The organism is Negadavirga shengliensis, assembly GCF_042652345.1.
GTDB classification, from domain to species: Bacteria; Bacteroidota; Bacteroidia; order Cytophagales; family Cyclobacteriaceae; genus Negadavirga; species Negadavirga shengliensis.
In genome coordinates, this window is record NZ_JBHSJJ010000009.1 from 68,066 (window position 1) to 86,934 (window position 18,869).

Annotated in this window: 22 protein-coding genes; 15 read left to right on the forward strand and 7 right to left on the reverse strand. The window is 44.8% G+C overall.

The window, feature by feature from the left end:
• Positions 1 to 330: 330 nt before the first annotated feature.
• Positions 331 to 1,881, forward strand: coding sequence for a sulfatase (locus tag ACFPFU_RS15860; protein WP_377065774.1), 1,551 nt, complete (start codon positions 331 to 333; stop codon positions 1,879 to 1,881).
• Between the two features lie 352 nt (positions 1,882 to 2,233).
• Here the strand turns inward: ACFPFU_RS15860 and ACFPFU_RS15865 are convergent, their stop codons facing one another.
• On the reverse strand, positions 2,234 to 2,647 hold the full coding sequence (locus ACFPFU_RS15865; protein ID WP_377065776.1) for a helix-turn-helix domain-containing protein: 414 nt from the start codon (positions 2,645 to 2,647) through the stop codon (positions 2,234 to 2,236).
• Positions 2,648 to 2,673: 26 nt separating this feature from the next.
• Between ACFPFU_RS15865 and ACFPFU_RS15870 the strand changes: the two genes are divergently transcribed.
• Entirely contained in the window at positions 2,674 to 3,141 is a 468-nt protein-coding gene (locus tag ACFPFU_RS15870; RefSeq protein ID WP_377065778.1) for an SRPBCC family protein, read from the forward strand.
• Between the two features lie 246 nt (positions 3,142 to 3,387).
• Here the strand turns inward: ACFPFU_RS15870 and ACFPFU_RS15875 are convergent, their stop codons facing one another.
• Both ACFPFU_RS15875 and ACFPFU_RS15880 read right to left on the reverse strand, forming a co-directional pair.
• Positions 3,388 to 3,882 carry a DinB family protein gene (locus ACFPFU_RS15875; protein WP_377065780.1) on the reverse strand — a complete coding sequence of 165 codons (495 nt, stop codon included), beginning with the start codon at positions 3,880 to 3,882 and terminating at the stop codon, positions 3,388 to 3,390.
• 18 nt (positions 3,883 to 3,900) lie between these two features.
• Entirely contained in the window at positions 3,901 to 4,284 is a 384-nt protein-coding gene (locus ACFPFU_RS15880) for a VOC family protein (protein ID WP_377065782.1), read from the reverse strand.
• A gap of 305 nt (positions 4,285 to 4,589) precedes the next feature.
• On the opposite strand from ACFPFU_RS15880, the gene ACFPFU_RS15885 reads away from it, so the two are divergent.
• The 11 genes from ACFPFU_RS15885 (at position 4,590) to ACFPFU_RS15935 (ending at position 10,562) form a co-directional block, all read left to right on the forward strand.
• Positions 4,590 to 4,898, forward strand: a complete 309-nt coding sequence (locus tag ACFPFU_RS15885; RefSeq protein WP_377065784.1) for a 3'-5' exonuclease family protein — start codon at positions 4,590 to 4,592, stop codon at positions 4,896 to 4,898.
• 77 nt (positions 4,899 to 4,975) lie between these two features.
• Positions 4,976 to 5,299, forward strand: coding sequence for an ArsR/SmtB family transcription factor (locus ACFPFU_RS15890; protein ID WP_377065786.1), 324 nt, complete (start codon positions 4,976 to 4,978; stop codon positions 5,297 to 5,299).
• 4 nt (positions 5,300 to 5,303) lie between these two features.
• The gene (locus ACFPFU_RS15895; RefSeq protein WP_377065788.1) at positions 5,304 to 5,792 is read left to right on the forward strand and encodes an SRPBCC domain-containing protein; all 489 of its coding nucleotides are present in this window, start codon (positions 5,304 to 5,306) and stop codon (positions 5,790 to 5,792) included.
• Positions 5,793 to 5,827: 35 nt separating this feature from the next.
• Positions 5,828 to 6,232 (forward strand): DoxX family protein, encoded by a 405-nt coding sequence (locus tag ACFPFU_RS15900; RefSeq protein WP_377065791.1) that lies wholly within the window; start codon positions 5,828 to 5,830, stop codon positions 6,230 to 6,232.
• A 9-nt stretch (positions 6,233 to 6,241) separates the two neighbouring features.
• Positions 6,242 to 6,820, forward strand: a complete 579-nt coding sequence (locus ACFPFU_RS15905; RefSeq protein WP_377065793.1) for a YdeI/OmpD-associated family protein — start codon at positions 6,242 to 6,244, stop codon at positions 6,818 to 6,820.
• A gap of 12 nt (positions 6,821 to 6,832) precedes the next feature.
• Positions 6,833 to 7,411 (forward strand): DUF4256 domain-containing protein, encoded by a 579-nt coding sequence (locus ACFPFU_RS15910; protein ID WP_377065795.1) that lies wholly within the window; start codon positions 6,833 to 6,835, stop codon positions 7,409 to 7,411.
• 142 nt (positions 7,412 to 7,553) lie between these two features.
• Entirely contained in the window at positions 7,554 to 7,868 is a 315-nt protein-coding gene (locus tag ACFPFU_RS15915) for an ArsR/SmtB family transcription factor (protein ID WP_377065797.1), read from the forward strand.
• Between the two features lie 2 nt (positions 7,869 to 7,870).
• Positions 7,871 to 8,383: an SRPBCC family protein gene (locus ACFPFU_RS15920; protein WP_377065799.1), complete on the forward strand. Its 513-nt coding sequence runs from the start codon at positions 7,871 to 7,873 to the stop codon at positions 8,381 to 8,383.
• Positions 8,380 to 8,757 carry a DoxX family protein gene (locus tag ACFPFU_RS15925; protein ID WP_377065801.1) on the forward strand — a complete coding sequence of 126 codons (378 nt, stop codon included), beginning with the start codon at positions 8,380 to 8,382 and terminating at the stop codon, positions 8,755 to 8,757. The genes ACFPFU_RS15920 and ACFPFU_RS15925 overlap by 4 nt, the downstream gene beginning before the upstream one ends.
• A 15-nt stretch (positions 8,758 to 8,772) precedes the next feature.
• Positions 8,773 to 9,684: an arginase family protein gene (locus tag ACFPFU_RS15930; RefSeq protein WP_377065803.1), complete on the forward strand. Its 912-nt coding sequence runs from the start codon at positions 8,773 to 8,775 to the stop codon at positions 9,682 to 9,684.
• Between the two features lie 140 nt (positions 9,685 to 9,824).
• Positions 9,825 to 10,562 (forward strand): YqjF family protein, encoded by a 738-nt coding sequence (locus tag ACFPFU_RS15935; protein WP_377065805.1) that lies wholly within the window; start codon positions 9,825 to 9,827, stop codon positions 10,560 to 10,562.
• A 211-nt stretch (positions 10,563 to 10,773) separates the two neighbouring features.
• On the opposite strand, the gene ACFPFU_RS15940 is transcribed toward ACFPFU_RS15935, so the two are convergent.
• Positions 10,774 to 11,559 (reverse strand): cupin domain-containing protein, encoded by a 786-nt coding sequence (locus tag ACFPFU_RS15940; RefSeq protein WP_377065807.1) that lies wholly within the window; start codon positions 11,557 to 11,559, stop codon positions 10,774 to 10,776.
• 119 nt (positions 11,560 to 11,678) lie between these two features.
• Entirely contained in the window at positions 11,679 to 12,974 is a 1,296-nt protein-coding gene (locus ACFPFU_RS15945) for a mandelate racemase/muconate lactonizing enzyme family protein (RefSeq protein ID WP_377065809.1), read from the reverse strand.
• 280 nt (positions 12,975 to 13,254) lie between these two features.
• Between ACFPFU_RS15945 and ACFPFU_RS15950 the strand changes: the two genes are divergently transcribed.
• Both ACFPFU_RS15950 and ACFPFU_RS15955 read left to right on the forward strand, forming a co-directional pair.
• Positions 13,255 to 14,409, forward strand: coding sequence for an amidohydrolase family protein (locus ACFPFU_RS15950; RefSeq protein WP_377065811.1), 1,155 nt, complete (start codon positions 13,255 to 13,257; stop codon positions 14,407 to 14,409).
• A 34-nt stretch (positions 14,410 to 14,443) separates the two neighbouring features.
• Positions 14,444 to 15,799 (forward strand): Gfo/Idh/MocA family protein, encoded by a 1,356-nt coding sequence (locus ACFPFU_RS15955; RefSeq protein ID WP_377065813.1) that lies wholly within the window; start codon positions 14,444 to 14,446, stop codon positions 15,797 to 15,799.
• 159 nt (positions 15,800 to 15,958) lie between these two features.
• Here ACFPFU_RS15955 and ACFPFU_RS15960 read toward each other — a convergent pair whose 3' ends face one another.
• On the reverse strand, positions 15,959 to 16,498 hold the full coding sequence (locus ACFPFU_RS15960) for an SRPBCC family protein (RefSeq protein ID WP_377065815.1): 540 nt from the start codon (positions 16,496 to 16,498) through the stop codon (positions 15,959 to 15,961).
• Between the two features lie 180 nt (positions 16,499 to 16,678).
• Positions 16,679 to 18,805: a DUF5916 domain-containing protein gene (locus ACFPFU_RS15965; protein ID WP_377065817.1), complete on the reverse strand. Its 2,127-nt coding sequence runs from the start codon at positions 18,803 to 18,805 to the stop codon at positions 16,679 to 16,681.
• Positions 18,806 to 18,869 lie beyond the last annotated feature (64 nt).

Genomic DNA, 18,869 nt, shown 5'->3' on the forward strand with positions numbered 1-18,869 from the left:
TATAAACACATGAAATCGAGCATGAGAATATCAACACACCCCTCTCCGGCTGGGAAAGGGGCCGGGGGTGAGGGGAAACCGGATTATGCCCGGAATTATGCTAATCCAAACAAAAATATAATTCTGTGAAGAAACCAAGCTTGACGAAACGACACACAGTGGGATAATTTAGGCTTGGTTCTCCCAAATCAAGTTCGGGACCATTGAAAAAGATATTATAATCATTTGAAATCGAGCATGACGGGATCGTCACAAATTGGGATGCCCCGATAGCTATCGGGGAAAACATGCGAGATTCCATATGGCCTATTAAGAAAAAATTATAATCATATGAATTGTAGATCTAAAATATTGGGTATGTACGAAATCAAAAAAAACGGACCGGTCTTTTTTTTACTGACCGTGTGGGCTTCTATTATGCAAATTTCCTGCTCTTCACCAAAAAATCAACACGACCAAGCAGAGGTTCAAGCCCCCTACCACGTTCTTTTCATAGCGGTAGATGACCTTAGGCCGGATATCGGAGCTTATGGCAACAGCCTCATGAAAACACCGAATATGGACAAGCTGGCGGGCACTTCATCGCTTTTTTATAATCATTACGTGCAGGTGCCCACCTGTGGCGCTTCCCGGTGCAGCATCCTCACCGGGTTGCTCCCCCGCAGTACCCAACACCTCCAAAACTCTGCCATAGAGCGGTTCCTTTCCGATGAGCCGGAAGGGGAAAACCCTGAGAGTATGGTCCATCACTTCAGGAGAAACGGATATTACACGGTGGGCATCGGTAAAATCAGCCATTCTGTGGATGGACTTTGGTACGGATACGAGGAGTCTCCCGTGGGAGCTAAACCCGAAATGCCTTATAGCTGGGATGAGTTTCTGTTTGATGCCGACAAATGGGGCACAGGCTGGAACGCGTTTTTCGGCTATGCGGATGGTTCTAACCGACAGGGCATGAAGAGACAGGTGAAGCCCTATGAAATGGCCGATGTCTCAGATAGAGGCTATCCTGACGGGATTACAGCGGATCTGGCGGTGGATAAGCTGAAAGACCTGGCGGCCAAAGACCAACCGTTTTTTCTCGGTGTGGGTTTTTTCAAACCCCATCTGCCCTTCACTGCCCCAAAAAAATATTGGGATATGTACAAAGAGGAAGACATCCCTTTGTCTCCGGTACCCGATATTCCCGAAAACATCCACCGGGCCAGCCTGCAAAACATGGGAGAATTCAATTCCTATGAAGCCGGGGATGAAAGGGCCTCTCTGGATGAGCCGCTTTCTGATGCCTATGCAGGAAAACTGCGCCATGCCTATTATGCGTCCGTCAGTTATGTGGATGCCCAGATAGGAAAAGTGCTGGACGAATTGGAAAGACTGGGTTTGACGGAGAAGACCATCGTGGTACTGTGGGGAGACCACGGTTGGCACCTGGGAGACCACAGGGTATGGGGCAAGCACACCAACTTTGAGGTGGCCCTGCGGAGCCCACTGATGATTAGGGTACCCGGAACGGAGCCCAGGGAAATAAATGACGGTACCGTAGTCAGTTCGGTAGACATATACCCTTCCCTGATGGAATGGTGTGGCATTCCCGTGGATTTTCCCCTGGATGGACAGAGCCTGGCCAGGCTGGTAGGGGAAGGCAAGGATCCGGACAGGGAAAATCTCGCCTTCAGCTATTTCAACAGGGGCATATCCATGAGAAACGAAAGATACCGGCTGACCCGCTATTTTAGGGAACAAAGCCCCGTCACCGAGCTTTATGACCACCAGGCTGACCCGTGGGAGTCAAAAAACATTGCCGAAGAAAATCCCGAAATCGTTGAACAGCTCTTGCCGCTTTGGAAAAAAGGAAATACGGGATTATTTGACCGACAATGAATCGAGGGCCGGATTACGTTTCGCAAGCTAACGCTGTAAATTTTATCCTATGAAAAATTTATGCATTAAAAAGTGAAAAAACCGCTTGGAAAAAAGTGTTGGTTGGGCCACGCCAGTGAGGTAGTTTGACAGCCGCCCAATATACCACCCCAAGATGAGCTCGCTCCGGGAATAGTGGTTATTGCTTCGGTCCTGAATGGGTTGCTATTTGCTTTTTCAGATACTGCATTATTTTAAAAATAAGCTGCCGTAAAACGGGAAAATGTTCCGGGTGAAAACCACAGGACAGCCTTTCAATTTTAACGGCTGAAAAAATGAAATCTTTTAAGCAAGGCATCTGTAATTCAGTCTGTCAGCCTTCCTTGTTGTATTTTGATTTGTAGTCATGGGGAGAAATCCCTGTGATCCGGTTAAACACATTTCTAAAAGCTTTGGTATCGCTATATCCCACATCATACATGATTTCATTTACTGTTTTCCTGGTATTCTCAAGGGATTTTTTGGCCGCTTCAATTCTTACCCGCTGCAGGTAATCGAGTGGCGTCATGCCTGACGCCTTGATGAACCTTCTATCAAACGTTCTTCTTTCCAGGTTTAACTTTTTTATCAGAAATTTGATGGAAATTTTATCCTGATAATTTTTCTCAAGATACATTTGGGCTTTTTGTATGATGTCATCACCATGCTTTTTGTGGTCGTTGAAAATTGAAAATTCGGACTGCAGATTGCGGTCCATATCGATCTGAAAGACTTTGGCACAAAACATCAGAAAATACTTTAACACAAATAGATATGAACAATCAAGATTATACCGCTACTATTCTTGTAGATGCAGGCGCTGAAAAAGCCTATAATGCCATTAAGGATTTTCGGGCCTGGTGGTCAGAAGAAATTGAGGGCCCGACAGACAAACTCAACGAGGTGTTTTTTTATCACTATAAAGACATTCATTTATGCAAAATGAAATTGATTGAAATGAATAAAAATAAAAAGTTAGTCTATCATGTGTTGGAAAATGAATTTAATTTCACTCAGGATAAAACCGAATGGGTTGACACCAGGCTGGTTTTTGAAATAACGAATGAGGATGGCAAGACAAAAGTTAAATTCACGCACCAGGGTTTGGTACCCGAACATGAATGCTATGAGGTTTGTAATGATGCCTGGACGGGTTATATCACAAACAATCTTTATAAGCTGGTTACTGATGGCCAAGGTGAACCAATCCAAAAGACAAAGATGGATTTAATGCCGAATTAGCGGAAAAGTGGAAGTTAAATCAATTATCCGAAAACCATGACCGCAGACCGGGTAAAAGAAAGACGGTAAGTAACCAAACAACCTTGGGGTTTTGCCCCCAGGGAAGCGGCTTCTCCCCCACCCTAAAGCTTCAAGCAAGGAATCCTTCCTCTCCCAATCCCGGTTGCCCATTAAAAACGTGCGCCGGGCATTTTTTAACGCCCGGCCCCAGTTGCATAAATACCATGAATTGATAAAAACATCAGTTCAATCATATTTCATCGCCGGATACCCCAGAAGTCTGCGCCATAAGGCGATTTGGCCGATGCAGTTGGCTTCCCTGTAAATCATAAAAGCAATGAGATCAAAATGGGACATTTTCATTTCTTCCATCTCAAAGGGACTGTCGAGTCGCGCGTCAGAAACATGGACAAGTGCATTTCTTAGAACCGGGGTGACGGTTTCCCAATCTTTTTGGAATGTTGAAAGCGATGGATAATTTACATCGTCCTGAATCCCTTTGTAATCTTTAAAAAGCTCATCTGCCGCTTGTTTCATGTCCGAGCCGAGCAACCGGGCCAGTTCATAGCGCTGCTGAACAAGACTTCCCGTAAGCCAAGCAATGTGATTCGCTTTGGTGTTAAGGCGTTTGTGACGGTCTTCGTCCGAAATGCCGTCAATGACATTCAGGAAAAACCGCGTTTGCATATCATACAGCGCCAGAAGGGATTGCATTCTATGGCTCACTGTTTTGGTTTCCATACAGTTTGGGTTTTATAGTTATTCAATTTCCAGCACAGAAAGAATATTACCGGCCGGGTCTTTAAACCAGGCGATGTTCGGCCCGCTTCCATCACTTCGGCAAATACCTTTTTCATCGGTTTTAATCTCTCCCTCATATTGCTCAAACTGTACGCCCCGTCTGGATAGCTCATCCACGGCTTCGTCGATATTGCTTACAGGAAAGTTAAGAACGGTAAAGGTGGCCGGTTCATGGTTTGCCTTGGGATATATCATGACCGTGTTCCCACCTTCTATATGCAGTTCCAGAATGCCCATCGGGCCATCCTCTACTTTCACTCCAAGGACTTTACCATAAAACTCCTTGGCTTTTTGTAGATCATCCGCGGAAAACCCACTGAATGCTTTGCTTTTTTTGAACATGATGGTCTTGTTTAGGTTGTTGTGAGTTGATTGTCAGGTACAAATCTACGGGCTATTGTCCAAAGAGTCAGCGGGTAAATACGGCATTTTAATAGGGTAATAGCGACAATGGATTGGTTGAAGCTTTGCCGGGTCCTGGTGATTTCCGCCGTCTTCCATTAACGGGCTTGGTCAAAAAAATCCGAAAAAAATAGTAAATTCGGTTTGACTGATTAAGATTTTAGGGTTGGGTTGGGCCAAATTCAAGGGGTTAACGCTGGTCAGAAGCAAAAAGCAAGAATTACCTAAACAAATTATTTGAACCTATGTACGCCGTCTTTAGAGAAACCTATTATTCAGCCGAAACGAAAATTCAAGAAACCAAAGCATTCAAAGCGTTTCAGGACAAACACGCAGAACAGCCGGGTTATGCGGGAACCATAGTTACAAGTGTGGGTGAAGGCCGCCATCTTACAGTCACATTGTGGAAGACTAAAGAAGATATGCACAACGCGCGTAAAACACTTGGACAGGTGGTGGAAGAACTTTTGAACCCAATCATGACAGCTCCTGCAATATTACTGGGTACGGGGCCGGTGGTGGTAAATGATTTGAATGCATATTCCAGCGGCTAATAAATATCGCCTATCGCATTAAAAAAATTTGCGTAGTTAAATAGCTACATATATATTTGTAGTCAAATAACTACACAATGAAATTAAGACGGGACGTGTTTCAAGCCATAGCAGACCCGACAAGAAGGGCTATACTGCTATTGATAGCCTCACAATCCATGACAGCAGGGGTTATTGCTTCCAACTTTGAAACGGCAAGGCCCACGGTTTCAAAACATCTTCAGATTCTTACTGCATGTGAATTATTAAAACAAGAGCAACAAGGGCGTGAAATCTACTACCATCTCAACGCTGACAAAATGAGGGAAATAGCAGAATTTATCGAACCATTTCGGAAATTTTGGGATGACAGGTTTAACAAACTGGAAGCCATCATGAAAAATTACCAAACAAAAAAATAGCACAATGGAACGAAAAACAAAAGTGAATGCTGAAGACGGCAAACATGATTTGCTGATCACCCGTGAATTTGACCTGCCGGTGGAATTACTCTTTAAAGCGCATGTGGAGCCCGGGATTTTCGAGCAGTGGATGTCGCATGAGTATGGAACAACAAAACTGACGAAGTTTGAAGGCAAAAAGCATGGCAACTGGCGGTTTCAAACCACAGATGCCAACGGAAATGTGCTGTACGCGGCGAATGGAGTCTTCCATGAGCTTGTTCCCAATCAAAAAATCACCAGGACATTTGAAGCTGAGAATTCAACGCTTGATGTGCAACTTGAGTTCCTGGAATTTGAGAAACTGACTGACAACACCAGCAAGCTCATCATGCATACGGTATTCAGATCGGTCGCACTTCGGGACCAACTACTAAAAATGCCTTTTGAATACGGCCTGAATATGGCGCATAACCGCCTGCAGGACATAGTGAGCAAATTAACAAATGCTTGAAAAGAAAATTAGAAAAACAGACTAATTAACGCGTTATGGAAAAGAGAAACAAACCTGCCGGACGCGCCAGTAAAATCACCTACTGGGTTGCTACTCTTTGGCTTTCGCTGGGAATGGTATCCACCGGCATCGTACAATTGATGAAAATGGAAGCAGACGTAGACCTTATGACGCGTCTGGGCTATCCCATCTATCTTCTAACCATGCTGGGCGTTTGGAAAATGTTGGGAGTCGTTGCGGTGCTTGTTCCGAAATTCGCTTTGGTAAAGGAATGGGCTTACGCGGGCTTTTTCTTTGCCATGTCGGGTGCCATCGTTTCTCATTTGGCTATCGGTCATGGTGCCGAGGAACTTTTTGGCCCTTCTTTACTGCTGTTATTGACGGTAGTATCCTGGTATTTTAGACCTGCCGACAGAAAAGTCGTGGCGGTTAATCAATAAATAAACGGCATGAATCCTAAAGTCAATTGGTTTTTCGACAAGGCCACCGAGTGGCAGAAAGAATATAGGGAATTGAGAATGATTGCGCTCAATTGCGGGTTGACTGAAGAATTAAAGTGGGGCTGCCCTTGCTACACGTTTAAGAGCAGCAACATCGTGTTAATACACGGATTTAAAGAATACTGCGCACTTTTGTTTTTCAAAGGTGCTTTGTTACATGATGCCGATGGTATCCTTATCCAGCAGACGGAAAATGTGCAATCGGCACGGCAGATCCGGTTCACGGGTCTTCAGCAGATCGTGGAGATGGAAGCCACTTTGAAAGCATATATTTATGAAGCGGTAGAGGTGGAAAAGGCGGGCTTGAAAGTGGAGTTAAAAAAGACTTCCGAATTTCCAATGCCGGAAGAATTTCAAAAGGCATTGAATGAAAATCCTAAACTAAAAACTGCTTTTGAGGCCTTGACTCCCGGACGGCAAAGGGGATACCTTCTCCATTTTTCCCAAGCCAAACAATCCAAAACCCGAGAATCAAGGATTGAAAAATATATACCAAAAATTCTTGAAGGAAAGGGGCTGGAGGATTAATAAAACGTAAACATGAACAAAAATAAAATGAACCAACAACATACCTTGCCCTCAGACAGGCAAGAAGAACTGCTCAACATATTGAAGAAACGTTTTGAAAAAAACATGAACCGCCATAAAGGTCTTAACTGGAGCGATATCCAAAAAAAGCTGGAAGCCAACCCAGACAAGCTTTGGTCACTCGATGAAATGGAAATCACCGGTGGTGAACCGGATGTGGTCGGCCATGATAAAAAAACCGGCGAGTACATTTTTTATGATTGTTCACCCGAAAGCCCTAAAGGCCGCAGGAGTGTTTGTTATGACAATGAGGCGCTGGAGTCAAGGAAAGAACATAAACCGAAAAACAGCGCTCTTGGCATGGCTGCTGCTATGGGCATTGAGCTTTTGACGGAAGAAGAATATCGAAACTTGCAGAAACTTGGAGATTTCGATACGAAAACTTCTAGCTGGGTGATCACCCCTGCTGATGTCAGAGAACTTGGCGGCGCCCTTTTCTGCGATCGCCGCTACGGCCAGGTATTTCTCTATCACAACGGTGCAGAATCTTACTATGGCGCCAGAGGCTTTCGTGGCTCGTTAAGGGTCTGATTTTTTAGCGCCGGTTTTCACCGGGCTTTGTATTTTTTGCCAAAGGAACCAGCTATGAAAAAAAAAGCTGCGGAAAAATTTGCGAAACCGAAAAGTTGCATATATATTTGCAACTGATTGGTTTCTTAAAATCACCGCACAAATGAGAAGAGACGTGTTCCAAGCCATTGCCGACCCGACCAGAAGGGCAATTATTGCGCTCATAGCCTTGCAGGCGATGACTCCTAATGCCATTGCCGAACACTTTGACACCAGCCGGCAGGCTGTTTCCAAGCACTTGCGTATTTTGACGGAGTGCGAATTGGTATCCCAAAATCAGCAGGGAAGAGAGATCTTTTACCGTCTTGAAATTGAAAAAATGAAAGAAATAGACAAATGGCTGGAACAGTTCCGCAAGATATGGGAAAAACGTTTCGACCAGCTTGACGATATTTTACAAAAACTCAAAACAAAATAGAAATGAATCCTAACCTGTTATTTGACTTTTCCGTCAACAAGGAAAACAACACCATTTTAGTAAAACGGGAGTTTGCGGCAAACCTTGACCTGGTTTGGGACGCCTGGACAAAACCTGAGCTCTTGGACCAGTGGTGGGCGCCCAAGCCCTATAAAACCGAAACCCGGTCAATGGATTTCAGAGAAGGCGGACACTGGCTTTATGCTATGATAAGCCCTGAAAATGAAAAACACTGGTGCAGAAACGACTATCAAAAAATAAAACCCCTAAAAAGTTTTACCGGCTTAGATGCCTTTTGCGATGAAGATGGCATTGTCAATACCGACATGCCAAGAACCTTGTGGGCAAATGTTTTCAGCGAAATTTCCGACAAAACACTCGTAACAATTACGACAAAGTACGAAAGTCTTGCCGATCTTGAAAAGATAATTGAACTTGGTTTTAAAGAAGGCTTTACCATGGCTCTTGAAAATTTAGATGAGCTGCTATCAACCTTGACTCCCAATCAAAAATGAAACCGAAGATTCTGGCGGTGTTGTCCGTAGCATTCGGATTGCTGCTCATCAACGGTGGGTTAAATAAATTTTTTAATTACATGCCTGCCCCTGATGATTTGCCCCGGGAATTGCTGAACGATTTTAATGCGCTAACGGAGATCTCGTGGCTGATGCCGCTCATTGGGTTTGCTGAAACCCTTGGTGGGGTTTTGATCATTCTCCCTAAAACAAGAGCCTTGGGAGCTTTGATTGTTTTTCCGGTTATGGTTGGGGTGCTGCTCACCCATATTTTTGTGGACACAAGCGGATTGCCCATCGCCATTCTCATCTGGCTTGTCCTGCTTTGGATAATCTTTGACAACCGGGAAAAATACCTTCCAATTATCAAATAAACGGCTAAAATATAAATGGAATTAATCAATGAAGATATCCAGATCATTTCAGCACCGTCCATTTTGGGCCTGAAACCGACAGGGGTGGAAGCGTTGGGTGACAGCCTGCTTGCTTCCGGTTTGTACGAAACTTTAAAAACTCAGAATACAGTTATCCGCCTCGAAACCCTGAATACTCAATATAGTGAAAAACGGGAGCCAAGGTCCAATTTATTGAATGCGCTGGCAATCAAAAATTTTTCTATGTCATTGGATGAGGTTGTAGTTAATTCAATAGATAAAAACAATTTTCCGTTTGTTTTAGGCGGTGATTGTAGCATACTGATTGGCATAACATCGGCCCTGAAAGCAAAGGGGAATTATGGATTAATTTTTTTAGATGCACATGCGGATTTTTACGAACCTGAAAAATCCATCACAGGCGAAGTTGCTGATATGGATTTGGCTATTGTAACAGGACGGGGTCCCGGAATATTGACAAACATCCATAACCTACAACCCTACATAAAAGATGAAAATGTGGTTCATGTGGGCCAAAGGGACTGGGAAGAAACCCGAAAATATGGCTCACAGGATATACGGGAAACCCCTATAAAATGCTTCAGTCTGGCCGAAATCAAAAGGAAAGGCATAAATACCACCACAGAGGAGATTCTGCAACATATCAATAAAGCGGAGGTTGAAGGGTTCTGGATCCATTTTGATACAGATGTGCTTTCTGATGAGATTAATCCGGCAGTTGATTATCGCCTTCCGGATGGACTCCGGTTTGAACAGGTGGAATACCTGATAAGAAGCCTGTTAAAGACAGAACGGATGATAGGAATAAGCGTGACCATATTTAATCCCAGGTTGGACAAAACCGGAAATGTTTCTAAAAACATAACAGAAAGTTTAGGCAAAGCATTTAACTTAGAGACCCGCTGATATTCTTTCATGACAAAAAACGGCCTCTGACGTTCCGTGTGGTTTATGCGACAATAAGTAATTCAAAGTTCTCAACTTATGACACCCTGTCTGAAAAATGCCATAAGCCCTATATGTGACAGTTGTAGCCAATTTTAAAAATGACCATAAAGGAAATATTAAATACTACCGGGCACAGGCCTTGGAAGCTCCCTGCAGAAAGATGGAAATATTATCAGGAATGGAACAATGCGGTATTTCTTCATTGGCAAGTCGCCTATGAAGAAATAAGAAAGTTTGTTCCCGACGACTTAGAAATTGATTTATTTGAGGGAAAACCTTGGGTATCATTGGTTGCATTTACAATGGAGAAAGTAAGACCAAGAAAATTACCTTCCTTTTCTCCCCTATCTGATTTTGACGAAATCAACATTCGCACCTATGTGAAGCACAACAATAAAACAGGAGTTTACTTTTTGAGCATAGAAGGTGGTACCAAAATTTCCTGTCAATTGGCTAAGGCATTGTCTGCACTGCCCTACAGATACTCAAAAATAGAGAGACGGGAAAATATATATTACTCGGAAAACAAACAATCCAATGACAAACTGAAAATAATATACCAAGTCGGCAGGGAATTGAAAGAAAAGACAGAACTCGACAAATGGCTGCTAGAGAGATATGCCTTATTTCAAGATACGCAAGCTTCCATCAACGAATTTGAAATCCACCACGCTGAATGGCCTGCTTTTAAAATAGATTTGAAAGAAATAAAAATTGAGTACCCAAAATTTAACGAATTACTGGACAACTCACCGGACAGAATTCACTATTCTACAGGTGTACAGGTAGTTGCCTGGGACAGGAAAAAATATACAAAATTGGCGCATAAGCTGTAACGCCGGACAGTCAAGACTGGCTATTGAGAATGTCTGTTTTTTGCAATTTGCCCTCTGTTTTACCAAGTATTTTTGTGGGCACAACCATAAAAAATATGCTATGGACAAAGTGATTCTAATTTTGCCATGTCCCGATATAAAAAAGCAAGTGGAGTTCTACCGGCAATCAAAAATAAGTACTCCGATATCCTAGAGCAGGAATAGAATGGAATCAATCTTTGACCGTCCACCTTATCGCATAATATTCACACGCCCCTTTGCCCACATTACGAATCCCGTGAGGATCCATAGAACTGAGAAAAATAACCGATCCCGGTCCCAACCTATAGGGGGTGCCATTGATCATCTCTTCCACCTCCCCTTGCAAAACCACAATTATTTCCTCATCTGGATGCACATGGGGATCGTGGCTTTTCTCACCTTCCAAAAGTGTGGTGATATGCATTTCCAGTTCATGCAAAGTTTGGGTAGCTGCTTCCATGACGTTTCTGCGGCCACCTTTGGGGTTTTCCTTATAATCCAGTTTTTGATAATCAAAAACCTGTATGCTTTTACCCGATGACCTTGGCCGGTATTCTGAGAAAGTTTCTATTTTCCATTGGATAAGGAAAAAGGATGTTGGGGACTTCCCGGCATTGTAAATACTCAGCTTTTCTCCAGGATGTACCAAGGCAATGCTTCGCGCACTTAAGATCTGGTCCCCCTGCTGAGAACTCAAGCTTAAAGTACCGTTTTTCACAAGAATCAATTTTTCCGTGTCAGAGGCTATCTCCGTAATTTTCCTGTTATTTTCTGATTGAATGTCAATGACTTCAATTTCAAAATTCTGCAAAGTTTTGGTCGGCCAATTAAAGTAATGCCTGCGCTCTACCCCGCCACTTTTTTCCACTGGCATCATTTTCCATTCGTAAACAGAGGAGGGTAAGGGTTGAGGCTGGGCTATGGATTTCATATAACAGAAAAGTACAGGTAAGAACAGCAATTTTGGATTTATCATGTCCATTGTCAATTAAACAGGATGAAGACCATCTTAAATATAGGAATTGTTTCCATGGCATCCCGGCTTAGAATTCCTGAGATTTTATGAAATAATTCCCATCACCTCCGGGCCGGTTCTCAGGCCCTTTTCACCACTTCACATTTTTTGAGATAATCAGGGTCTATGGTAACGCCCATTCCCGGGCCGGTAGGAACTTCAATTGTCCCGTCAGCCAATATTCTCAGTGAAGAGGTTTTGCATTCAATCGGCACATCCGTATAACCTTTGAATTCAATATGAGGGCCTGAATTAGGAATCGCCGAAACAAAATGCATCATATAAATGAACCCAAAATCACCCGACAAATGGGGGGTGCATGTTTTGCCCATGGCATGGGCCATCCGGGCCACTTGCATGGACCGCACCATTCCCCCGAAATAATACTGGTTGGGCTGCACGATTTCGAGGCCATCGTTGGCCAGCAACCAGCGAAAGCCATAAATACTGTGTTCCTGCTCCCCTCCTGCCACCGGAATGGACAGCGCGTCATTTACCATCTTTGTACCATGATGCCAGTAACAGGGTGTGGGTTCCTCGAAATACCTATAATCGTGTTCTTCCAGCAACTTACCCACACGTATCGCCTCATTCACGTCCTGGTAATAGCCATTGGCATCTGCATACAGAGGCATATGGTCACCAAAAGTTTTCCTAATGAGCGGAATGATCTGCTCCGTTCTGCCGGGAGGGCCCTTCGCATCCAAATCATTGGTCATGAACATCAGCGCCCCGACTTTTATTTTGACCGCCTGGGCACGGTGTTTTTCCACCTCCCTTTTGATAAGCTCCACCGATTCTTCCACCGGTCTCTCCCTGAATTCGGTGGCCTGATAGACCGGAACGTGCGTATTGTGGATTTCGCCAATCAACTGGCCTGTGGGTTTCTTGGCAATATGTCCCATCATATCCAATATCGCAAACTCGATGGTGGCTAAGGGAATTCCAATCGGCAGAGGCTGGTACCGGTAATTCATGTTATAAATAAGTGCCTTTTCCACGATTTCATCCAGCCGCCTGGCATCCAACCCAGCAAACATGTTTTGCAGGTGATTGACAAAAACGGGATAAAAGGTGTTCATCATGTCGTGGGCAACTGAAACGCCTTCTGCGCCATCCTTAGATCGCACGCGGCATAAAAATTTTCTTCCATGGCGCAGTAATTCCACAGATTCGATAATAACGGGGTGGGTAAACAGCTCCTTTTTGAAAACAGGTCGGCGGAGCACTTCATCCAGTTGGGCGTATTTGGGGTTTTGGGATTCCAGACAGGCGTCCGAATGGTCCATCCTGTGCTTTCCGTATCCTGGCATGGCCACAGCCATTCCACTTACCAGTGCCGTTGAAAGAAATTTACGTCGATTGCTTTTCATCATTTTTACTTTATTGATTTCGGATTCGTTTTTTCAGCCCACACACCCGCATTTGTACACCTATTTTTTAAATTTAAGATAAATATTTGGGTTTCACCCCTCAATTAATCCAGATTCTTCTCCCATTTTTAAAATATATATTTAAATTAGGTCCTGAGGTTTGAGGTACTATTATCTCCCCTGCACATTCCATAACTGAAAAATTACAGCCTCCGGCACCGAAGGGATTGCCTGTGAGACAATGCCGGCAACAGGGGACACCGTGAGGCTCCATCAAAGAACCATGAAAAAAAATTATTTATTCAAATACAGGTGTTGGCTCATCATTCTTATATATCCTCTTTTACAAAACTGCCAATCGCCCGCAAATGGATCAAAGGCTGAAAGCCATTCCCTGCCCACATACTACGGAGCTGATGACTTCCCCACCATCAAAAAACATGACGCGCATGTACACCTCAGAACGGATTTCGACACCCTGTTTATCCGTCAAGCAGAAGCCGATAATTTTTCTCTGCTCACCGTGAGTGTGTATACGGCCTCCGGAAGGCCACCGGAGGAGCAGGAAAAATTCTCCGTCAAGATGAAGGAAACCTTCCCCTCAAAAGTCTTCTATGGCACCGCTTTTTCTCTTGAAAATTTCGGGAAGCCTGATTGGGAGAAACAGACAATCAATTATTTGAAAAGCTCTTTTGCCAAAGGAGCCATCGCTGTCAAGGTATGGAAAAACATCGGAATGGAGCACCGGGATGATGACGGCTCTTTTGTGATGATAGATGATCCGAGGTTTGATCCCATTTGGGATTTGCTTGAAGCAGAAAACATTACCCTTTTGGGGCATTTGGGTGAACCAAAAAACACCTGGCTGCCCTTGGAAGAAATGACGGTCCAGGGTGACAGGGACTATTTTCGGGAAAACCCAAAATACCACATGTACCTTCACCCCGATTATCCTTCTTATGATGAACTGATTGCCGCCAGGGACAGGTTGCTGGAAAAACGGCCCCGGCTCAGATTTGTAGGAGCTCATCTCGGCAGCCTGGAATACGACGTGGATGAACTGGCCAAACGGCTCGACAAATATCCCAACATGGCGGTGGACATGGCCGAAAGGATCTCTCACCTGCAACACCAGGCTGTTTCAGATTGGCAACGGGTACATAATTTCCTGATCAAATACCAGGATAGGCTGATTTATGGGACGGATCTGCGGCGAGGGGCTTCAGACATTGTGGCCAAAGGATTGGAGCAACCATCTGAAATAGCCCAACATGCCCACGAGGTATGGCTGCGCCACTGGAAATTCTTTACTTCTGATGAAACCATGGAAGTGCCCAAAGTCAAGGGGCAATTCAAAGGAATGAAGCTGCCGAAGGAGGTCGTGGATAAAATCTACCGGACAAATGCCGAAAAATGGTATCCCGGATTGCTTCACTAAAAATACGCATATCGAAATTTAAAACCATAGACTCATGAATGACCCGAATCGAAGAAATTTCCTTAAACTTTCCACTGTCGCCGTGGGAGGTATGACTTTATCGGGAGGAATTTTACCGGCAAATGCGTTTGCCAAGTCCTCTTCCAGAAAACAAAATATCCGCCTGGGCTTTGTGGGAATAGGCGGGCGTGGATCCTACCATTTGGATACCGCCCTGGGTATAGAAGGGGTTGAAATCCCCGCTATTTGTGACATCAATCCCAAAAACCTTTACCGTGCCAAAAGATGGGTGGAAGAAGCAGGACAGCCCACACCCCGGCTATATGACCGCGGGCCTACGGACTTTGCCCGTTTATGTGAGGAGGAAGAGCTGGATGCGGTCATCTGCTCCACGCCATGGGACACGCATGCCCCGGTATGCCTGGCTGCCATGAGAAATGGCAAACATGCCGCTTGCGAAGTACCGTTGGCCCAGACATTGGATGAAGGCTGGGAACTGGTGGAAACCTTCGAAAGCACCGGAAAATGGGCCAGCATCGTGCTGGGAGGATTTGGGGACCTGACCTTGCTCAATATGGTAAGAAAAGGCCTTCTGGGGGATATTCTCCATGTGGAAAGCGGATATATTCATGATTTAAGACTGGTCAAATTTGATCCTGAAAGAGAACCGTGGCGTCTTCAGCCCGCCGTGGACCGAAACGGCAACCTCTACCCTGACCACCCCATGAGGAACATGATGCCGGCACTGGATATTAACCGTGGCGACCGGTTTGACTACCTGGTTTCTATGAGTACAAAATCCGTGATGCTCAATGAATATGCCAGGTCCCAATACGGAAACGACCACCCCTATGCTACCAAAAAAATGGCATTGGGCGATTATAATGCTTCCCTCATCCGTACGGTAAACGGCAAGATGGTCACCCTCAACCACGATACCCATACACCCCATCCCCGGGAAAGTTTCCGCATACAGGGCACGAAAGGGGTATATCTAAAGGAAAGAGACGGGCACCGGATTTATATTGATGGGCGCAGCCCTGTGGACCATCAATGGGAACCAGCAGAAGAGTACCTGAAAGAATACGAGCATGAGATCATAAAAAATTATAATCCTCCGAAAAGGAAAGGTGGTGCCATCCGCGGACATGGCAGCGGTGGCATGACCCAGACTCCCATCAACTGGGACCGGCTTATCACGGCGCTCCGTGAAGACAAACAACCTGACTGGGATGTCTATGATTCCGTGACCAGCGCCTCCATTATTCCCCTTAGTGAAGCATCTGTGGCAAACAAAAGCCGACCTGTTGACTTCCCTGATTTCACCAAAGGAAAATGGAAAACCCGGCCACCGCTTTATACCGAATACAGTAGCATTCAAGTGAAATAATATACGATTTTACTTCTTGGATACATCGGGCGAATGTCGTCCTACACGATCCGTTTTCCCGGGATTTGAATTCCAATCCGTTTGGATCCCGGGACCCGGATCATACTGAGGTTGTTGGTCAGCAAGCAATTGAAAAGACTCTTGGTTTTATTTATCCCCTTATCTTTCCAATTGGGCTTTTAAATTGTTCAGTCCGGACTGTAAATCCTCCCCTATCATTTCTTCAAAATCCATAAAAAGCATCATGAAATTCATAGGATAATTCATATGTCCGCTAAAACCCCATTTTACAACAGTCTCATTTTCAGACAAGCTTTCAGTGGTCATATAGGCGGGTGAAGTGGCCTCAAACGGCTTGATAAATCGAAGCTCAAAATCAATCCTTTCTCCCTCAGTGATCCCCTTAATTTCCTGTTCACCGGTCCCTACCTCTCCGTTGTCGCTTTCCCACGCCGATACAAATCCCACGGTACCATCGGTACCCCTATATGTCTTCTTCATATCGGGATCCATTGTCGCCCATTTGCTGTAGGCGTCCTGGTTTTTGAGATATTTAATGTAGTCAAAAACCTCCTGTTTGGGTTTGTTGATAACAACCTCCCGTTCTACGGAGTAATCTTTTTTGACAAACAATGCGAGCACAAGGGGAATGGCAATGATGATGACTACCCCAATGAAGATTTTTTTTAAAATTCCCATTTGTAAGATGCGTTTAGTTTAGCAGGTAAGCAGACCAGAAGCTCATATATGGCTGCTTTCTGTACGGTTAAGGGTATATAAGGTACAAACAATCAGATAAATATCCTATAAAGACAGGTCATAAAATCAATAGCTGGGGGTTACCCCAAAAGGACGTCTTACCTATACAAGCGTAGCCTTTTAAATGTTCAACCAATAATTCAATTTCATCACAAAAGCCCTCTGCTTGGGCGCAAAGGAAGAAGGGAAGTAGTTGTCGGTGTATACCACAAAAAGATCGGAGACCGGTGCATACCGCCATTGGAAACGGGTGTTGATGTTGATGTTGTCTATTTGGTTATTGTATTGCATAAAGGTAGTCCAGAACAGGCTTTTGGTAAAGGTCAGGTCCACCCTTGGACCTATCAAAAACAAGTCTGCGTTTTGTTGAGGTTCGGCCAGCCGGATCCTGCTGTAACTGAAATTCATGGAAATGTTGGCCAAATACCCCAAGCGGCACTGGGCAGTTCCCGTAAACCGGGTCATGCTTCCGTTAAAGTAGTCCCCAACCTGCCCGGTTCCCAACACCGAAAAGACACCGCGTGGATCGGTTCTGAAATTAAAACTAAGGTAATTGTTCCTATACGCCGTGCCCTCTGCCAGTGGCTCACCCCCTGACCGGGTAGGGTCAAAAGGGAAAAACAGGTAAGTATACTGGTTATTGAAATTGACGGTGAGTTCCGCGAAACTATGCAGTTGTATCATGTATAAAAAAGTATGCAGCTCATCGGTCACACCCAGCCTGTCGTTCCAAAGCGTTTCTGAAATAAATCCCGGGCCATGGCGGTTGACCCACCTTGAATTGGGAAAAAATCTGTATCCCAGCTGAGGCGAAAAACGCTGGTAACCGGTCCGTGGCGTATACCCCATCAACGGGTTGTAATTTTCCCCCACATAGGAATAGGCCAGACCGGCAGACAGATGGATATCATCAAAAGCCAACTGGGCATGGGCTGTACCCGCATCGGACGGGGATCCTACCTCAAAAGTGCGGTGATAAAAAAACTTGCCGTTCCATCGGTTATCCGCCGAGTACAGGTTATAATCCATTCCCGCCAGCCGGTGAAATTTCCCGTTATCCATCGCCATGCCTCCTTTTTCCATATCCATGGATTCCCGGTTGATCACCATCATACCAATGTTGGAACGGTTAAAAATTTTCCGCTGCAAAGCAGCTACAGAGAAGTTTTTTCCCGAAATGCCCAGGTTAGGGTCATTGGCAGTTTGCATGTTCATGGCGCCTATCCTCCAATCGTCCGTCAACTTTCCGCTTAACCTGGCGCCATATAAGATGCGGTTCTGGACATTCTGTCCGGTATGTTCATCCCTGTCCACGCCTATCCTGCGGGAAAAGAACGGGCGGATCCTATCGGTACCAAAGTCCGCAAAAAGGTCTGCGTTTTCCAGAAAGAACTGTCTTCTTTCTGGAAAGAAAATCTCAAAACGGTCCAGGTTGGTCACTTGTTCATCCACCTCCACCTGTGAAAAATCCGGGTTTACGGTAAGGTCCAGGTTCAAAGCCGGGCCTATCCCCACCTTGGCATCCCCTCCAAAGGAAGGCTTCACGGGCTCCCCAAACCCTTCCATAAAGTTGCGGGATGTCCCCATAGCCATATATGGGATAAATGAAAGATTGCTGCCCACTTTTGGCAAGGGTTCCGGAAAATACAGTTTTCTGGAAAAAGCCATATTGGTCACATTGAAATTTCTGGGAATCGGTGTCCAGGTACTTTTTTCTGAGTATTCGCTGTCTATCCTATAGAAATTCACGTTCCAGGAAGTGCCGCCCTCTTTGTACCTTAAAGTAGAAAAAGGAATGACCATTTCAACCACCCAATGGTCCTCATTGATCTTTGCAGCAGAATACCATTTGTTATCCCAGGCAAGGTTCAGATCGGTGGATATGAGCCCCCCATTGCCTATCATCGCTTCCCTTTGGACCCCGTAAGGATTCACACCAAAAACATATCCGTTGGTTTTATCATTAAAAGTATCAAACACAAAACTGATCCCATCATTTTGATTGCCGCGATAATCCCGCCGTAAGGATGTGCTTACGTATTTATCCCTGGGGCCGGGGTTTAGCATGACCGCAGCGATATACAGGAATTTATCATCATAGCCCACTTTCACCCTGGTTTGAGCTACTGCCAGGGAAGTGTCAGACGGAAAAGTCTGGTAAAAATCAGACACCCAGCCAGCTTCCTGCCAAATATCCTCATCCAGCACCCCATCAACCCGGATAGGATCGGAAATTTTTACCGCCACAATTCCGGGCAGTATTTCTTGCTGGGCTTGAGAATTAAGATGTAAACAAAGTAAAAATATCAAA

What these genes read in the sequence shown, in the direction of transcription:
- ACFPFU_RS15900 (WP_377065791.1), top strand. Translation starts at nt 5,828, where the DNA reads ATGGAAAAGAGAAACAAACCTGCCGGACGCGCCAGTAAAATCACCTAC.
- ACFPFU_RS15895 (WP_377065788.1), top strand. Translation starts at nt 5,304, where the DNA reads ATGGAACGAAAAACAAAAGTGAATGCTGAAGACGGCAAACATGATTTG.
- ACFPFU_RS15960 (WP_377065815.1), bottom strand. Translation starts at nt 16,498, where the DNA reads ATGGGAATTTTAAAAAAAATCTTCATTGGGGTAGTCATCATCATTGCC.
- ACFPFU_RS15910 (WP_377065795.1), top strand. Translation starts at nt 6,833, where the DNA reads ATGAACAAAAATAAAATGAACCAACAACATACCTTGCCCTCAGACAGG.
- ACFPFU_RS15905 (WP_377065793.1), top strand. Translation starts at nt 6,242, where the DNA reads ATGAATCCTAAAGTCAATTGGTTTTTCGACAAGGCCACCGAGTGGCAG.
- ACFPFU_RS15870 (WP_377065778.1), top strand. Translation starts at nt 2,674, where the DNA reads ATGAACAATCAAGATTATACCGCTACTATTCTTGTAGATGCAGGCGCT.
- ACFPFU_RS15860 (WP_377065774.1), top strand. Translation starts at nt 331, where the DNA reads ATGAATTGTAGATCTAAAATATTGGGTATGTACGAAATCAAAAAAAAC.
- ACFPFU_RS15950 (WP_377065811.1), top strand. Translation starts at nt 13,255, where the DNA reads ATGAAAAAAAATTATTTATTCAAATACAGGTGTTGGCTCATCATTCTT.
- ACFPFU_RS15875 (WP_377065780.1), bottom strand. Translation starts at nt 3,882, where the DNA reads ATGGAAACCAAAACAGTGAGCCATAGAATGCAATCCCTTCTGGCGCTG.
- ACFPFU_RS15890 (WP_377065786.1), top strand. Translation starts at nt 4,976, where the DNA reads ATGAAATTAAGACGGGACGTGTTTCAAGCCATAGCAGACCCGACAAGA.
- ACFPFU_RS15955 (WP_377065813.1), top strand. Translation starts at nt 14,444, where the DNA reads ATGAATGACCCGAATCGAAGAAATTTCCTTAAACTTTCCACTGTCGCC.
- ACFPFU_RS15945 (WP_377065809.1), bottom strand. Translation starts at nt 12,974, where the DNA reads ATGATGAAAAGCAATCGACGTAAATTTCTTTCAACGGCACTGGTAAGT.
- ACFPFU_RS15865 (WP_377065776.1), bottom strand. Translation starts at nt 2,647, where the DNA reads ATGTTTTGTGCCAAAGTCTTTCAGATCGATATGGACCGCAATCTGCAG.
- ACFPFU_RS15880 (WP_377065782.1), bottom strand. Translation starts at nt 4,284, where the DNA reads ATGTTCAAAAAAAGCAAAGCATTCAGTGGGTTTTCCGCGGATGATCTA.
- ACFPFU_RS15925 (WP_377065801.1), top strand. Translation starts at nt 8,380, where the DNA reads ATGAAACCGAAGATTCTGGCGGTGTTGTCCGTAGCATTCGGATTGCTG.
- ACFPFU_RS15930 (WP_377065803.1), top strand. Translation starts at nt 8,773, where the DNA reads ATGGAATTAATCAATGAAGATATCCAGATCATTTCAGCACCGTCCATT.
- ACFPFU_RS15915 (WP_377065797.1), top strand. Translation starts at nt 7,554, where the DNA reads ATGAGAAGAGACGTGTTCCAAGCCATTGCCGACCCGACCAGAAGGGCA.
- ACFPFU_RS15920 (WP_377065799.1), top strand. Translation starts at nt 7,871, where the DNA reads ATGAATCCTAACCTGTTATTTGACTTTTCCGTCAACAAGGAAAACAAC.
- ACFPFU_RS15885 (WP_377065784.1), top strand. Translation starts at nt 4,590, where the DNA reads ATGTACGCCGTCTTTAGAGAAACCTATTATTCAGCCGAAACGAAAATT.
- ACFPFU_RS15940 (WP_377065807.1), bottom strand. Translation starts at nt 11,559, where the DNA reads ATGATAAATCCAAAATTGCTGTTCTTACCTGTACTTTTCTGTTATATG.
- ACFPFU_RS15935 (WP_377065805.1), top strand. Translation starts at nt 9,825, where the DNA reads ATGACCATAAAGGAAATATTAAATACTACCGGGCACAGGCCTTGGAAG.